16 protein-coding genes and 6 tRNA genes are annotated in these 14,897 nt (G+C 72.4%); 13 read left to right on the plus strand and 9 right to left on the minus strand.

The window, feature by feature from the left end; genetic code table 11:
• Positions 1–413: 413 nt before the first annotated feature.
• A complete protein-coding gene (cobA, locus tag AB0D59_RS16150) occupies positions 414–1,685 on the plus strand; it encodes a uroporphyrinogen-III C-methyltransferase (RefSeq protein WP_362565235.1) in 1,272 nt (423 codons plus the stop codon).
• Between the two features lie 64 nt (positions 1,686–1,749).
• Positions 1,750–2,568 (plus strand): RNA methyltransferase, encoded by an 819-nt coding sequence (locus AB0D59_RS16155; RefSeq protein WP_362565237.1) that lies wholly within the window; start codon positions 1,750–1,752, stop codon positions 2,566–2,568.
• 6 nt (positions 2,569–2,574) lie between these two features.
• Here AB0D59_RS16155 and AB0D59_RS16160 read toward each other — a convergent pair whose 3' ends face one another.
• Positions 2,575–3,897 carry a protein kinase gene (locus AB0D59_RS16160; protein ID WP_362565544.1) on the minus strand — a complete coding sequence of 441 codons (1,323 nt, stop codon included), beginning with the start codon at positions 3,895–3,897 and terminating at the stop codon, positions 2,575–2,577.
• A gap of 196 nt (positions 3,898–4,093) precedes the next feature.
• On the opposite strand from AB0D59_RS16160, the gene AB0D59_RS16165 reads away from it, so the two are divergent.
• The 4 genes from AB0D59_RS16165 (at position 4,094) to AB0D59_RS16180 (ending at position 6,572) form a co-directional block, all read left to right on the plus strand.
• The gene (locus AB0D59_RS16165; RefSeq protein WP_351320234.1) at positions 4,094–4,381 is read left to right on the plus strand and encodes a hypothetical protein; all 288 of its coding nucleotides are present in this window, start codon (positions 4,094–4,096) and stop codon (positions 4,379–4,381) included.
• 195 nt (positions 4,382–4,576) lie between these two features.
• Positions 4,577–4,753 carry a hypothetical protein gene (locus AB0D59_RS16170; RefSeq protein WP_362565239.1) on the plus strand — a complete coding sequence of 59 codons (177 nt, stop codon included), beginning with the start codon at positions 4,577–4,579 and terminating at the stop codon, positions 4,751–4,753.
• 453 nt (positions 4,754–5,206) lie between these two features.
• Complete coding sequence (locus AB0D59_RS16175) at positions 5,207–6,130, plus strand: phosphotransferase (protein WP_362565241.1); 924 nt, start codon at positions 5,207–5,209, stop codon at positions 6,128–6,130.
• A gap of 142 nt (positions 6,131–6,272) precedes the next feature.
• A complete protein-coding gene (locus tag AB0D59_RS16180) occupies positions 6,273–6,572 on the plus strand; it encodes a zf-TFIIB domain-containing protein (RefSeq protein ID WP_362565243.1) in 300 nt (99 codons plus the stop codon).
• A 93-nt stretch (positions 6,573–6,665) separates the two neighbouring features.
• Here AB0D59_RS16180 and AB0D59_RS16185 read toward each other — a convergent pair.
• The 5 genes from AB0D59_RS16185 to AB0D59_RS16205 all read right to left on the minus strand — a co-directional run bounded on the left by AB0D59_RS16185 (position 6,666) and on the right by AB0D59_RS16205 (position 7,154).
• A tRNA-Val gene (locus AB0D59_RS16185) sits at positions 6,666–6,737 on the minus strand.
• Between the two features lie 34 nt (positions 6,738–6,771).
• Positions 6,772–6,843: transfer RNA gene (locus AB0D59_RS16190), tRNA-Val, on the minus strand.
• A 53-nt stretch (positions 6,844–6,896) separates the two neighbouring features.
• A tRNA-Val gene (locus AB0D59_RS16195) sits at positions 6,897–6,968 on the minus strand.
• 1 nt (position 6,969) lies between these two features.
• Positions 6,970–7,043: transfer RNA gene (locus AB0D59_RS16200), tRNA-Cys, on the minus strand.
• A 38-nt stretch (positions 7,044–7,081) separates the two neighbouring features.
• Positions 7,082–7,154, minus strand: a tRNA-Gly gene (locus tag AB0D59_RS16205).
• A 178-nt stretch (positions 7,155–7,332) separates the two neighbouring features.
• Here AB0D59_RS16205 and AB0D59_RS16210 point away from each other — a divergent pair.
• The 3 genes from AB0D59_RS16210 to AB0D59_RS16220 are packed head-to-tail and all read left to right on the plus strand — an operon-like array spanning position 7,333 to position 10,073.
• A complete protein-coding gene (locus AB0D59_RS16210) occupies positions 7,333–8,376 on the plus strand; it encodes a chorismate-binding protein (RefSeq protein WP_362565244.1) in 1,044 nt (347 codons plus the stop codon).
• Complete coding sequence (locus tag AB0D59_RS16215; RefSeq protein ID WP_362565246.1) at positions 8,373–9,194, plus strand: aminodeoxychorismate lyase; 822 nt, start codon at positions 8,373–8,375, stop codon at positions 9,192–9,194. The genes AB0D59_RS16210 and AB0D59_RS16215 overlap by 4 nt, the downstream gene beginning before the upstream one ends.
• Before the next feature lie 54 nt (positions 9,195–9,248).
• Complete coding sequence (locus AB0D59_RS16220; protein ID WP_362565248.1) at positions 9,249–10,073, plus strand: GNAT family N-acetyltransferase; 825 nt, start codon at positions 9,249–9,251, stop codon at positions 10,071–10,073.
• A gap of 38 nt (positions 10,074–10,111) precedes the next feature.
• On the opposite strand, the gene AB0D59_RS16225 is transcribed toward AB0D59_RS16220, so the two are convergent.
• On the minus strand, positions 10,112–10,633 hold the full coding sequence (locus AB0D59_RS16225) for a DsbA family protein (RefSeq protein ID WP_362565250.1): 522 nt from the start codon (positions 10,631–10,633) through the stop codon (positions 10,112–10,114).
• 296 nt (positions 10,634–10,929) lie between these two features.
• On the opposite strand from AB0D59_RS16225, the gene AB0D59_RS16230 reads away from it, so the two are divergent.
• Together AB0D59_RS16230 and AB0D59_RS16235 are read left to right on the plus strand one after the other, a co-directional pair.
• The gene (locus tag AB0D59_RS16230; protein ID WP_362565252.1) at positions 10,930–11,376 is read left to right on the plus strand and encodes a hypothetical protein; all 447 of its coding nucleotides are present in this window, start codon (positions 10,930–10,932) and stop codon (positions 11,374–11,376) included.
• 255 nt (positions 11,377–11,631) lie between these two features.
• A complete protein-coding gene (locus AB0D59_RS16235; RefSeq protein WP_167450005.1) occupies positions 11,632–11,784 on the plus strand; it encodes a hypothetical protein in 153 nt (50 codons plus the stop codon).
• 155 nt (positions 11,785–11,939) lie between these two features.
• Here AB0D59_RS16235 and AB0D59_RS16240 read toward each other — a convergent pair whose 3' ends face one another.
• Together AB0D59_RS16240 and AB0D59_RS16245 are read right to left on the minus strand one after the other, a co-directional pair.
• Positions 11,940–12,500 carry a CGNR zinc finger domain-containing protein gene (locus tag AB0D59_RS16240; protein WP_362565254.1) on the minus strand — a complete coding sequence of 187 codons (561 nt, stop codon included), beginning with the start codon at positions 12,498–12,500 and terminating at the stop codon, positions 11,940–11,942.
• 263 nt (positions 12,501–12,763) lie between these two features.
• Entirely contained in the window at positions 12,764–13,177 is a 414-nt protein-coding gene (locus tag AB0D59_RS16245; protein WP_004002642.1) for an SsgA family sporulation/cell division regulator, read from the minus strand.
• Between the two features lie 191 nt (positions 13,178–13,368).
• Between AB0D59_RS16245 and AB0D59_RS16250 the strand changes: the two genes are divergently transcribed.
• Positions 13,369–13,833, plus strand: coding sequence for a TIGR02611 family protein (locus AB0D59_RS16250; RefSeq protein WP_362565256.1), 465 nt, complete (start codon positions 13,369–13,371; stop codon positions 13,831–13,833).
• Between the two features lie 76 nt (positions 13,834–13,909).
• Positions 13,910–13,981: transfer RNA gene (locus AB0D59_RS16255), tRNA-Val, on the plus strand.
• Positions 13,982–14,897 lie beyond the last annotated feature (916 nt).

Below are 14,897 nucleotides of genomic sequence, written 5' to 3' on the forward strand. Positions count from 1 at the left end.
CCTGGTCTGTGCGGGGCGCTCTGCGCGGACGGGAAGCCGACCTGGTCTGTGCGGGGCGCTCTGCGCGGACGGGAAGCCGACCTGGTCTGTGCGGGGCGCTCTGCGCGGACGGGAAGCCGACCTGGTCTGTGCGGGGCGTTCCGCTCGGACAGGGAACCGGCCGTGGTCTGTGCCGTCGGTTCCGCGCCGACCGGGGAGTTGGCCGAGGTCCGTGCGGGTGCCTCAGGGGCCTGAGGCGGGTGCCTTACGGGTCTGAGGGGCGCCCCCGGGGGGAACCGGGTGGGCACGGACCGCGCACCCTCACCCGGCCACCCTGCCCAGCCCCGGGGCAGCTGAGCCGCCGCAACCCCGCGCCCCGTAAAATCTGCACGTCAGGGCATCGCACCACCGCCACACCAGGGAGCCGCACCCTCATGGCCGAACACCCCGCCTACCCCGTAGGCCTCCGCCTCGCCGGCCGCAAGGTGGTCGTCCTCGGCGCCGGCCAGGTCGCCCAGCGCCGCCTCCCCGCGCTCATCGCGGCCGGCGCCGCCGTCACCCTCGTGTCTCCGGAGGCCACCCCCTCCGTCGAGGCCATGGCGGACGCCGGCGAGATCGCCTGGGTGAAGCGCCCCTACCAGGACGGCGACCTCGGCGAGGCCTGGTACGCCCTCATCGCCACCAGCGACCCCGACGCCAACACCGCCGCCTCCGCCGAGGCCGAGCGCCACCGCGTCTGGTGCGTCCGCTCCGACGACGCCGACCAGGCCACCGCCTGGACCCCGGCCACCGGCCACAGCGAGGGCGTCACGGTCGCCGTGCTCACCACCGACGCCCGGGGCCGCGACCCCCGCCACACCGCCGCCATCCGGGACGCGGTCGTCGAGGGCCTGCGCGACGGCACCCTCGTCGCCCCGCACCACCGCACCCGCCACGCGGGCGTCGCCCTGGTCGGCGGCGGCCCCGGCGACCCCGACCTGATCACGGTGCGCGGCCGCCGCCTGCTCGCCGAGGCCGACGTGGTGATCGCCGACCGCCTCGGCCCCCGCGACCTGCTCGCCGAACTCCCGCCGCACGTCGAGGTGATCGACGCGGCGAAGATCCCGTACGGCCGCTACATGGCTCAGGAAGCCATCAACAACGCCCTGATCGAGCACGCCAAGCAGGGCAAGTCGGTCGTACGGCTCAAGGGCGGCGACCCCTATGTCTTCGGCCGGGGGATGGAGGAGGTCCAGGCGCTCGCCGAGGCCGGCATCCCCTGCACGGTCGTGCCCGGTATCTCCAGCTCGATCTCGGTGCCGAGCGCGGCCGGTATCCCGGTCACGCACCGGGGCGTCGCGCACGAGTTCACCGTGGTCAGCGGCCATGTCGCGCCGGACGACGAGCGCTCGCTCGCCGACTGGCCGTCCCTGGCGAAGCTCACCGGGACCCTGGTGATCCTGATGGGCGTCGACAAGATCGGGCAGATCGCCGAGACCCTGGTGGCCCACGGCAAGTCCCCGAACACCCCGGTCGCCCTGGTCCAGGAGGGCACGACGGCCGCCCAGCGCCGGGTCGACGCGACCCTCGCCACGGTGGCGGAGGTCGTCCGCGCGGAGGAGGTGAAGCCTCCGGCGGTCATCGTCGTCGGCGAGGTCGTGAACGTCGGCCCGCAGCCGTCCGCCGGAGGGGCACCGGCTCCGTCCGCCGGAGAGGCACCGGCGTAACCCCGGGTAACACAACCCGTTCCAGCCCGTTGGCACCACACCCAGGACAAGGCAGTATCACCCTGTGGCCGATCTCATCACCGTTGAGGACCCCGACGACCCGCGCCTGCGCGACTACACGGGCCTGACCGACGTCGAGTTGCGCCGCAAGCGCGAACCGGCCGAGGGCCTGTTCATCGCCGAGGGCGAGAAGGTCATCCGCAGGGCGAAGGACGCGGGCTACGAGATGCGTTCGATGCTGCTGTCCGCCAAGTGGGTCGACGTCATGCGCGATGTCATCGACGAACTCCCGGCCCCCGTCTACGCGGTCAGCCCCGAGCTCGCCGAGAGGGTCACCGGCTACCACGTGCACCGCGGCGCGCTTGCCTCCATGCAGCGCAAGCCGCTGCCGACGGCGACCGAACTGCTGCGCACCACCCGCCGGGTCGTCGTCATGGAGTCGGTCAACGACCACACCAACATCGGCGCGATCTTCCGCTCGGCCGCGGCCCTCGGCATGGACGCGGTGCTGTTGTCCCCCGACTGCGCCGACCCCCTCTACCGCCGCAGTGTGAAGGTCTCGATGGGCGCGGTCTTCTCCGTGCCGTACGCCCGCCTCGACACCTGGCCCAAGGGGCTGGACTCGGTCCGCGAGGCCGGGTTCACGCTGCTCGCCCTCACTCCGGACGAGAAGGCCCGCAGCCTCGACGAGGCCGCCCCGCACCGGATGGACAGAGTGGCCCTGATGCTCGGCGCGGAGGGCGACGGCCTCTCCACGCAGGCGCTGGTCGCCGCCGACGAATGGGTCCGCATCCCGATGTCCCACGGCGTCGACTCCCTCAACGTCGGCGCGGCGGCCGCGGTCGCCTTCTACGCGGTGACCACCGGCCGCCCGCAGGCGTAGGACCCGTTACTCCCTGAGGGCGGCCGACTTCGCGGGTACGGCCCCACCGGGCACGCCCATCCCGTGCGCCGGGCCGGAACAGCCCTGGGCCAGCGCGATCCCCAGCGCCACCAGCAGGGTCACCACCACGAACACGAAGAGCCGTTGGCGCAGCAGGCGGGGGTTGGCCGGGCGCCGTCCGGTGCCCGTGGGGCGCGGCGCCGGCCGTCCCGTACCACTGCGCGGCCCGGGCCGGTTCCCGTTGGTGTTCCCCGGCCGGGTGCCGTTGCCGCGCGGAGCGGGCATGGGGCGCGCGGCAACGGGCCGGGACGGCACACCGCCGTTCGCCCGTGGACCGCTGCCGCCCCGCGAGGGCGCGTTGCCCCGCACCGGCGTGCCCGGCGAGGACTGCGGTGGCCGCCGCTGGATGCGCTGCGACTCCGGGTAGGTCTCGGCGAGCCGCCCGGTGGGCCGGTCGGCCTCCGCGGCACGCGGCGCCGGCGGCCGTACGTCGGGCAGCCCCTGCGCCTCACGCGCGGCGATCTCCTTCAGCCGGAGCGACAGCTGGAGCGTGCTCGGCCGGTCCTCCGGGTCCTTCGCCAGACAGGCCCGCACCAGCGGGGCCAACGCGTCCGGCACCCCGTACAGGTGCGGCTCCTCGTGGACCACGCGGTAGAGCATCACCTCGGAACTGCCCTGCCCGAAGGGCGAGTCGCCGGTCGACGCGTACGCCAGGGTCGCGCCGAGCGAGAACACGTCGGTGGCCGGGGTGACGGCCGCGCCGCGCACCTGCTCGGGCGCCAGGAACCCGGGGGAGCCCACCGCCGTACCGACGTGGGTGAGCGTGGAGGCCCCCGTGGCCCAGGCGATGCCGAAGTCGATGATCCGCGGCCCCTTCGGGGACAGCAGGATGTTGGACGGCTTCAGGTCCCGGTGGACGACCCCGGCCTCGTGCACGGCGACCAGGCCCTCGGACAGCGCCGCCCCGACCGCCGCCGCGTCCGCCGCGCCCAGCGGGCCGTCGTCGGCGACCTTGTCGTGCAGCGAGGGACCGGGCACGTACTGGGTGGCGAACCACGGCCGCTCGGCCTCCAGATCCGCGGCGACCAGCCGTGCCGTGCAGCCGCCCCGGATCCGCCGGGCCGCCGAGACCTCACGGGCGAAACGCGACCGGAACTCCTGATCCTCCGCCAGATCGGGCCGGATCACCTTCAGCGCGACCCGCTGCCCCTTCTTGTCGGAGCCGAGATAGACCACACCCATCCCGCCGGCGCCGAGCCTCCGGTGAAGCCTGAACGAGCCGACGACGCGCGGGTCCTCGCGCCTCAGGCGCATCATCGCCATGTTCATCCCCGCTGCCCGGTCCGTGTGACGTGGCACAGCTTACGTTTCCACGGCCGCCCGCGCGCAGAGGCCGCGCCCTCTCGGCACGACGGATTGTCAGTGCCGGGTGCGAGACTTGAGGAGTGGTCAGGAAGGCGCCGGTATCGGCGCCTTTGGGTATCCGTCTGCTCCAACAAGCCGTCACAGAAGGGGGATTGAGGCTGTGAAGGGTGACCGAGTGGAGATAGTCGTCGACGCCGGCGACACGACCCGTACGTACGAGGTGGTGGCCAGCAGAGCGGGCCGCCGGGTGGAGACGGCGGTACGGCGGGGGGTGGTGGAAGTGAGCGAAGTCACGCGAAACGGCAGTGTTGTCCGGACGGCCCGTTTCATGGCGACCCGGGTCCTGGCCCTCGTCGAGCAGCCGGTGCCCCGCGAGGACAGCTCGGAAAAACCGGGAAGGACCGGGCACCCCCTCCGGGAAGACCCCGAGGCCCAGGACGAGGCGTAGGACCCGTCTCCACCCAGGGGAGTAGACCGCAGGTCACGGCTCATCCTCTCGGAGGCCCGTGATTCGGTACGAGGGCATGACGTCCGCGCAGCGCCACGCGCCTAGATTTGAGGTCAAGCGGCGGGTGCAGCACTCGTCCCCCGAGGTCAGACACCCGCCGCTGCCAACGACAACTGAACGGTCAGGAGAGGGACCATGGCTCTTACGGCACAGCGGACACACGCCACCCGTCCCCGCCGGCAGGGCCGCCGCCACCCCCTGGTGGCGACGCTGATGGCCCTTCCCCTGGCGGCCCTGCTCCTGCTCGTCTTCGACGGCTGGGAGACGGTGGCCACACAGGCGTCGTCCGTGGGAGTGATGCTGGGGCGCTGAGCGGCGACCCCAGGCCCGGAAGAGCGGTTCGGGCGGGGACATCCACCCATGAAACCCCGTGGGGACGGGGGTGCGGCGGACGGCAAAATGCCGGCGCAGCTGGGGAGCTGCGCCGGCATTGCTTTTTTCGCGGGCGCGCCGCGCCGTGAAGCCCGGGTGCGGCCCGGCGGGGGCTGATCGCGCGGTTTCCCGTGGCCCTGACGGTGCGCGTCCCAACCGTGCCCTGCATAGCTGCGGGCAGTCGTGCCTCCCCCAGTGCCTTGCGGGCCTGGGAGGTACCCCCCAGGGCGGCTCGGGTGGGCGTGGGGCACCCCCCCTCCGAGGGAGGCGCCCCGCAAGCGCGGGCGAGCGAACCCCCGGCGTCCCGGCCCCCGCTCCGCCCGACCGTGAAACCCGGCCAAGTGCACCCACGTACGCTCAGCGCAGCACGCATCCGCACACCCCGGGGGACCCTTGACGACCGCAGACGTGATACCCCAGCTGACCGCCAAGGTCAGAGCCGCCGCCCACCCCGACGCGGCCCCCTGCCACTGCGGCGCCACCACCACCCTCGCCCACCGCCCCGACACCACGGTCCTGCGGCACGCGGAAACCGTCGCCAAGGCCCACGCCCCCGGCACCGACCCCACCGCCCTCGCCCTCCGCCTGGCCACCGCCGCCCACCTCTCCGGCGTCTTCCTCGCCCCGCTCGCGCCCACCCCGGCGACCGTGCTCGGCACCCGCCCGGTCACCCTCTGGCCGTACGGCCGTCCCGTGGACCCCGAAGCCCCGGACGCCGCCCCCTGGGAAGCCGCCGCCACCCTCCTGGCCCGTCTCCATCGCACCCCGCCGCTCCCCGCCACGCCTCCGATGCGCGGCCCCGCCAAGGCCGCCCATGCGATAGCCCGCCTCCGCCAGGCGCTGGCCGCCTCACCGCTGCACCCCGCCGCCCCGCCGGTCCTCCGCGCCTGGTCCGCGCTGCCCGCCTGGGCCCGCGCCGAGGCCCCGCTGCCCGGCACCCGCACCCTCTGCCACGGCGATCTGCACCTCGGCCAGCTGGTCCGGCACCCGGCGCCGGACGGACCGTGGCGGCTCATCGACGTCGACGACCTCGGCGTCGGCGACCCGGCCTGGGACCTCGCCCGCCCCGCCTCCTGGTATGCCTGCGGCCTCCTCCCGGCCGCGGACTGGACCCGCTTCCTGACCGCCTACCGCGCGGCCGGCGGCCCGGCCGTACCGGAGGACGGCGACCCCTGGCCGACCCTGGACGTGCCGGCTCGTGCCCTCACCGTCCAGACCGCCGCCCGCTATCTCGCGAAGGCGCTCGCGGCGGACCGTGCCCTGGACGAGGTGGAGCAGTCCTTGATCGACGCTTGTGCCCGTATGGCCCCGGAATGACCCCGCGCCGCTCCCGAACGACCTCGGTCCCCGCCCGGTTGGCCCTCGATTTCCCGAAGTAGGGTGCAACCGACCGGGGTCGGACGGAGTCTGTCCTGGGAGAACGTGAAGCAGTTTTTACCGGCGAGGAGTTGAGCCGACCATGCAGTGTCCGAAGTGCCATGCGCCGATGCACACCTACAACCGCAACGGCGTCCAGATCGAGCAGTGCAGCGGCTGCCGGGGCATCTTCCTCGACTACGGCGAGCTGGAGGCGCTGACCCAGATGGAGGCCCAGTGGTCGAAGCCGGTGCCGCCGGCCCCGCAGGCCTACCCGGCGCCGCCCGCGCCGGCCTGGGGCGCTCCGCAGCAGCACCACGGGGGTCACTACGGCGGCCATGGTGGGCACCACGGCGGTCACCACGGCCAGAAGAGCTGGGCCCACATGCTCTTCTCCAGCTGAGCCCCGTGCGCCCGGCACCTCCGCCGGGCGCACGCGCAGGCCCTGGCGCACGAAGAAGCCCCGGCCGTCACGACGGCCGGGGCTCTTTGCGTGTGGACGATACTGGGATTGAACCAGTGACCTCTTCCGTGTCAGGGAAGCGCTCTCCCGCTGAGCTAATCGTCCTCGGGACCGCGATCCGAAGATCACGGGCACTGCGTGCGCGATACTGGGATTGAACCAGTGACCTCTTCCGTGTCAGGGAAGCGCTCTCCCGCTGAGCTAATCGCGCGGGATCAGATCCTCGATCCTTCGGCGAATACGTCGAAGACCACGAAGATCCAGTGGACGATACTGGGATTGAACCAGTGACCTCTTCCGTGTCAGGGAAGCGCTCTCCCGCTGAGCTAATCGTCCTTGGAGGTGGAGACGGGATTTGAACCCGTGTAGACGGCTTTGCAGGCCGTTGCCTCGCCTCTCGGCCACTCCACCAGGAGTGTAGGGGATCGGGAAGACCCCTAGTTCCTTCGAGCGGACGACGAGGCTCGAACTCGCGACCTCAACCTTGGCAAGGTTGCGCTCTACCAACTGAGCTACGTCCGCCTGTCGTTTCGGTCCGCTCTCGCGGCCCGGCGACGTGTTGAACTCTAGCGGATTCCCGGGCCAGCACAAAAACGCGTTTGCGCAGCGTGCTGCGCCTGACCCGGCAGACGACGTGGTCAGGACCCCCTTGACGACACGCCCGGGTCACCCCCAGGACACCCGCCATAGACTCGACGACGTGCTCCATCACCCTCCTCTCGCCCGGTTCGGCGCACGTCTCGCCACCGGTCTCTTCGATGTCACCAGCGATCCCACGGCCCTCGACTCCACCGGTTTCTGGGCCGTCTGCGCGGACTTCGAGGGCCGGTTTACCTGTGCCCGGTTCGGCGACGTACGGGAGGTACCGGTGCCCGCGCCGGTGCCGGGGCAGTGGCGGGGCCCTGCCGCCGGTGACTGGACGTCGTCCCTCGACCGCGTCGCGTACACGACGGCCGTGCGCCGGATCCGTACGCATATCGCGGCCGGCGAGGTCTACCAGGCCAACCTGTGCCGTGTGCTGTCCGCGCCGGCCGCCCCGGACGCCGACGTGGACGCCCTGACCGCACTGTTGGCCCGCGGCAACCCGGCGCCGTACGCCGGAACGATTCGGCTGCCGGAACACGGCGTCGAGATAGCCACCGCCTCGCCGGAGCTGTTCCTGCGCCGGACGGGGCGGACCGTCGAGAGCGGACCCATCAAGGGCACCGGCCGCACCGAGGCGGACCTCCTGGAGAAGGACTACGCCGAGAACGTGATGATCGTGGACCTGGTCCGCAACGACATCGGGCGGGTCTGCGCCACTGGCACGGTGACCGTCCCCGACCTGTGCGCCGTCGAGAAGCATCCCGGGCTCGTCCATCTGGTCTCCACGGTCCGGGGCGAGCTGCGCGTGGGGGCCGGCTGGGCCGAGCTGCTCGCCGCGGCCTTCCCGCCCGGCTCCGTCACCGGCGCGCCGAAGTCGAGCGCCCTGCGGATCATCGAGGAGCTGGAGACCGCGCCGCGCGGCCCGTACTGCGGCGGCATCGGCTGGGTCGACGCGGACCGGGGCGTCGGCGAGCTGGCCGTGGGCATCCGCACCTTCTGGATCGACCGGGGAGCGGGCGTGCTGCGGTTCGGTACCGGGGCCGGGATCACCTGGGGATCCGACCCGGAGGGTGAATGGCGGGAGACCGAGCTGAAGGCCGCCCGGCTGCTCGCGGTAGCGTCGGGTACGTACGACATGAACGAAGGGTGCCTCGGGTGAAGATCTGGCTGGACGGCGGGCTGCAGGATGTCGAGTCCGCGCGTGTCTCCGTGTTCGACCACGGGCTGACCGTGGGGGACGGCATCTTCGAGACGGTGAAGGCGACCGAGGGCAGGCCCTTCGCGCTCACCCGGCATCTCGACCGGCTGACCCGCTCGGCCCGGGGCCTCGGCCTGCCCGACCCCGACCACGACGAGGTGCGCCGGGGGTGCGAGGCCGTGCTGACGGCCAACCCGATGCCGCTGGGCCGGCTGCGCATCACCTATACCGGTGGCCACGGCCCGCTCGGCTCCGACCGCGGTGACCGCGGCCCCACCCTCGTGGTCGCCCTCGGAGAGACCGGCCGCCGCGCCGACTCCACCGCCGTGATCACGGTCCCCTGGACCCGCAACGAGCGCGGCGCGCTCACCGGCCTGAAGACCACCTCGTACGCCGAGAACGTCGTGGCCCTGGCCCGCGCCCACCAACACGGCGCCACCGAAGCCCTGTTCGCCAACACCGTCGGGCAGCTCTGCGAGGGCACCGGCTCCAACGTCTTCGTCGTCCTCGACGGCGAGATCCACACCCCGCCGGTCGCGTCCGGCTGTCTGGCCGGCATCACCCGCGCCCTGACCGTCGAATGGACCGGTGCCAAGGAGACCGACCTGCCCCTGGACGCCCTGGAGCGGGCCGACGAGGTCTTCCTCACCTCCACGCTGCGCGACGTCCAGGCCGTGCACCGGGTCGACGACCGCGAACTCCCCGGTGCCCCCGGCCCGGTGACCGCCAAGACGATGCGGATCTTCGACGAGCGGTCCGGGGCGGACCTGGATCCGTGAGAGCCCCTTCTAAATGGGCTGACGTGGGCGTCCGCGGCGGGTAGAACACCTCTGATGACCACGACTCTGCGGCCGACCGAGCCGCTTCAGCGCGAAGTCGACGGGGCGCGTTCACGCCGGTACCAGGTGTGTGTGAACAGCCGTCCCGTCGGCGCGATACACCTCGGCACGAGCCCCGACTTCGGCGACTCGGTGGGCCGGATTCTGGACCTGCGCATCGAGGAGCCGGACCGCCGACGCGGCCGGGGCACGGTCGCCGCGCTCGCCGCGGAGGAAGTGCTGCGCGGATGGGGGTGTACGCGGATCGAGACATCGGTGCCCGCGGCGGCGGAGGCGGCGCTGAAGGCGGCGACCGCCCTCGGTTACCTCCTACGCAACCGCCACATGGAGAAGCCGCTCGGCGACACCCCGCCCGGACTGCCCGTGGGGAGCCGGGGGCGGCCCATGACCCCGGCGGAGTTCGGCCCCTGGCAGGAAGAGCACCAAGAGGGCTACGCGCAGAGCTGGATCGAGCGCGGGGTACCCGTGGCGGAGGCCAGGGCCAAGGCTCTGCGGGACACCACCACCTTTCTGCCCGACGGCCTGGCCACCCCGGGAATGGTCTTCAGCGTCCTGGAGCACGAAGGGCCCGCGGTCGGCACACTCTGGGCGGGTACCCGAGAGGGCAGGGCCTTCGTTTACAAAGTCGAGACCGACGTGCGCCACCGGGGCAGGGGACATGGCCGCACGCTGATGCTCCTGGCGGAGGCGCAGGGCGTCGCGGCCGGCCGGTCCGCCGTCATGTTGAACGTCTTCGCGGGCAATACCCCCGCCGAGCGGCTCTACGAGTCACTCGGCTACCAGACGATCACCTACCACCTGTACAAGAACCTGCTCTGAAAGCCGCTCCGGAACCGGCTGCGAGGTTCGGGCGCGGGTTACTGCTCCCGCTCGGCCAGCAGCCGGTCCGCGATCTCCGTCACCCGCTCGCGCAGGCCCTCCTGGCTCTTGCCGCCGTCGAGGCGTTCGCCCCCGATGACGTAGGTCGGGGTGCCCGTCACGCCGATGGCCTGTCCCTCGGCCTGGTCGGCGTCGACGATCAGGATGTGCCGGCCGTCGACCAGTGCGGTGTCGAACTCCTCCGCGTCCAGGCGCAGTTCACGGGCCACCTGGACCAGGAACGGCTCGCCCTCGCGGTCCAGCTCCTCGACCCGGCCGAGGACCGCCTCGACGTACTCCCAGCCCTTGCCCTGCTCCAGCGCCTCCTCGGCGGCCTGTGCGGCGGCGAAGGCGTGCTTGTGCTTCTCCAGCGGGAAGTGCCGCAGCCGCAGCTCCAGCCGGTCGCCGTACCGGGCACGCAGGGCGCGGAGGTCGTCCAGGGCGCTGCGGCAGTCGGGACACTGGAGTTCGCACCAGACGTCGAGGACCGGGGCGTCGGTGGGAGCGGGGGAGTCGTTCATGGCGACCAGTCTTCCAGGCCGGGCTCCGTCGGCCCAATCGTGACGGTGGGCGGCGGCGGGTGGTCCAATCGTGACGGTGGGCGGCCGATGGTCCAATCGTGACGGTGGGCGGCGGCCGGTGGCCGGCTGTGATCACGGCTCGTACCTGGGGTGGAGACGACCCGGAGCGGACCCCGAGATGCCCCTGATTGTCGGGCCCGGGCATGGATCGCACGGGCCGGGCGGTGCACGATGGAGGGGGCGCGACACAGCGCGTGTCCGTCGCCCCGCCCGCTCGAGCCCGCCAGGAGGACCGGATGATCGCCGAGACAGTCTGTTCCGCCGCGTCCGCGGCCGGCCTGGGCATCGCCGTGGTGACCGCCTACCGCAAGCGGTACCTGTCGGCGGCCCGTATCGCTGCCTACTCACTCGTGCCCGTCGGCCTGGTCATGACGGGAGTGGTCGGCTGGCTCGCCGACACGGCGTTCAGCCCCACCGCCTGGGCGGGCTTCGCTGTGCTCGGCGCGGCCTGGGCCCTGTTCGCCTCCACGCGTGCCGTGGAGCGCCGACGCGGTGGCACCCGCGCCGAGCGCAAGGCGGCCGCCCGGGACGCGAAGCGGGACGCCGTGGCTCCCACCGCCTCGGCGCCCTCGCTTGGTCCCGCCACCCGCCCGGCGGCCGGGCCCGCGGCGGCACCCCGCGGCACCGGATCGGGTGAGGACTTCAGCGACATCGAGGCCATCCTGAAGAAGCACGGAATATGACCCACCCGCGGTGGCGGGGCCCCGTGCGGAGACGGCGGCCCGTCGCGGGGGCCCGACGCTGTTCAGGCAGGTCTCGGCGGATGCATATGACAAGCACATGAGGCATTGAAACGACACAGTGCGCCTACGGCGTGCGCGGAAGCGTTCACGGGGCGAGCGGAAGTGAACCGGACATCACGGAATTCGGCGAACTCCCGCCCATTCCGGGCGTGTTGATCGCGCGGTGGGTGCCCGCTAGGTCATCATCGCCGCGAGATGCTGGACACGAAACAGAGCGAGGCCGCGCCGCCGAAGGACGAGCCGCGCGGGTGCCTCTTCGCCCTTTCCCAGCCACCGCTGATGATCTTCCTTGCGGTGATCGGGTGTCTGCTCCTCATGGCTGCGCTGCACGACCTGCTGTGGCTGTGAGCCGTACCCGCCCGTCCCGGCGCCACCCGCCGGGACAGGCGTCGGCATCGACGAACTCCGACGACCAACTCCGACGACAACCCCGACGACGAACCCCGACGGCGGACCGAGCCGGCGGACCGAGCCGGCCGGCGGTGAGGTCCGCCTGCCAGGGATCAGCCCGCCGCCTCCTTGCGACGCGCCCGGTAGGCGGCGACATGCAGCCGGTTTCCGCAGGTCCGGCTGTCGCAGTAGCGGCGCGAGCGGTTGCGGGAGAGGTCGACGAAGGCGCGTCGGCAGTCGGGGGCCTCGCAGCGCCGCAGCCGCTCCTGCTCCCCGGCGACGACGAAGAACGCGAGTGCCATCCCGCAGTCGGCGGCGAGGTGGTCGGCCACCGAGGCGCCGGGCGCGAAATAGTGCACATGCCAGTCGAAGCCGTCATGGTCCGTGAGCTGGGGCGTGGTGCCCGCGGCCGCGACCAGTTCGTTGATCATCCCTGCGGCGACCCGGGCGTCCGGGGCGGCGAAGATCCCCGCGAACCGGCCGCGGACCTTGCGTACCGCCGACAGATCGAACTCCGAGAGCACGCCCACATCGCTCATGTCGTGGTCTCGGACGAAAACCTGGAGCGCCGCGACATCGGGCAGCCCGTCCGGCGCCGATTCGTCCTCCGGCGCGGTGTTCACCAGATCCACCACGGCATCGAGGGAACACCGGGTGTCGTGGGTGATCAGCACGTTTCGCTCCCTGGCCTGAGGGTCGGGCGGGCGCCCGCCGATGGTGGCCGATCGTAGCGACATGCGGCTCCGGCGCATCGTGCTCTGCCCCACTCGTCGCTGCCCTGGTAGAACGCGCACCGGGCGGCGGGGGTTCCCAGGGCACACCGGCGCCGCCCCCGTGACCGATCACGGTGGCGGCTCCGGTGCTGCCGTATGCGGTTGTCTAGGCCCGAGCCGTCTCCCCGAGTGGACGGCGCCGGGCGGCTTGCAGGGGCGTTGCCCTAGCTCTCCGCCAGAATGTGCGAGAGCTCCTGATCGAGATCGAAGTGCCGGTGCTCCGTGCCGGGCGGCACGGCAGCGTCAGTTCGCTTCAGGAAGGATTCCAGGGCCCGCGCGGGGGCTTCGAGCAGGGCTTCGCCCTCCGGAGAGCTCAGGGCGATGCACACGACGCCCTGACCGTGGCTGCGGGACGGCCAGACGCGGACGTCGCCGGTGCCGGTGGGGCGGTGCAGCCCCTCGGCGAGGAGGTCGCGGGCGAACACCCACTCGACGGTCTCCTCGGCTCCGGTGTGGAAGGTGGCGTGCACGGCGTAGGGGTCGGCCGTGTCATACCGCAGGCCTGCGGGGACAGGCAGGGAAGACTCGCTCGACACAACGAGGCGCAGGTGCAGCTCGCAGCTGACCGTGGTGTTCATAAGCGCCAGGGCCTTTCGCTCAGTGTGCGCTCGGGGATTCGCACGTCGGCGAAATCGACATGCCACCTACGGTGCCGTTGTAAACCCCTCTGAGTGTTTTGCGTGTGTTTACGTAACTCTTCCGGCCGAGAACCCGGACGAGAGCTACGACCATTCCGGTGACCGGAATCGCTCAGGTAGGGTTTGGTCGTATGAATACGGGGAGTAACGAACCGGGCGAGGTCGCCGTGGCCTCGGACGGGAGCGAGGTGGACGGGACGGAGACGGACGGGGCGCGCGACCAGCGGGGGCTCGGATCGCGGGCGCCCGAGTTCATCAAGGCGCGCCGGATGCTGCACCTGAGCTGGCAGGTCGGGGTCTTCGCGGTCGGCCTCGCGGTGGTGGTCGTGGGCATCGTCCTGCTGCCGTTGCCGGGACCTGGCTGGGTGATCATCTTCGGCGGCATGGCGATCTGGGCGACCGAGTTCGTCTGGGCCCAGCTGGTGCTGCGCTGGACGAAACGCAAGGTCACGGAGGCGGCCCAGAAGGCCCTCGACCCCAAGGTGCGCCGCCGCAACATCACGGTGACGGTGATCGGCCTGGTGATCGTGGCCGGCCTGGCCGGGATCTACCTCTCCAAGTTCGGCATAGTGATGCCCTGGAAGATCGAGGAGTGACCCGGCCGACGGCCGCGGACCCCCGACGACTGGTCGGGGGCACCCCCTGACATGGGGTAATGTTCTTCCTGCGTCCGGGCGATTAGCTCAGTGGGAGAGCGCTTCGTTCACACCGAAGAGGTCACTGGTTCGAACCCAGTATCGCCCACCCGGAACCGCGGCCCACCTGCCAGAGCAGGTGGGCCGCGGTCGTTTCAGGGCCCGGAGGGGCGGCTCTGGCGGCGTCGCCCACCCCGTGCGGCGTACCTGCGGCCGGCTGGTGCTCGATCGGTGCGGCTCCGGCCGGGCGTTCCCCTACACGTCCCGCTCACCGTGCGGGCAGGCTGCTGAGCCATGGTGCTCCCGCGCGGCGGTGCGAAGAGCTGTGCGGCGCCTGACGGCCCTGCGCGGCACCTGCCTGCCGTGCGGCGTGGGCCCGTGCGCCTGACGGCGCGGGCCGACGCAGCTGAGGTGTGTCGTTCGGTGCCGACGCTGTCGCGCTCCGTCATTGTCCGCGCGATGCCGAGAGGTTCGTCCGTGAGGCGCGGACGAACACGGTCGGTGCGCGGTTGTCGGTGCACGGTCCTTTCCGAACCGGCCGACGGTCGACGGTATCGGGGCGGGCACCGCCAACGGCGGACGACGATCTTCAGGGCAGGCCCGCCGGGGCGGGGCATGACAAGTCATGCCGGGGGGCCGCAGTCGTCGGAGGAATCGGCCCTGCCGTCCACCTCGGCCCGGCCACCATCCGCCGCCCGTCACCCCCCCGCCCTCGACTCGGCCCGGCCCCATCCGCCGCCCGTCGCCGCGCCCCGCCCTCGACTCGGCCCGGCCCCATTCGCCGCGCCTCACCGCGCCCCGCCCTCGACTCGGCCCGGCCCCATTCGCCGCGCCTCACCGCGCCCCACCCTCGGCTCGGACCCGCGCCAATCGCCCGCCCCTCACCGCGCCCCGTTCTCGAGGCCGACCGCCTTGGGCCCTCCGCGCGAAAGGAGATCCACGGCGCCCGCCCACCCGCCCGCGGGCCCCGCAGTGGATCTTCGTCCTTGCCCGGTCTCCGGCCCGGTCTCCGGCCCGGCCCTCCC

Origin of the sequence: Streptomyces sp. NPDC048417, from assembly GCF_040651615.1 — a bacterium.
Classification (GTDB): Bacteria; Actinomycetota; Actinomycetes; order Streptomycetales; family Streptomycetaceae; genus Streptomyces.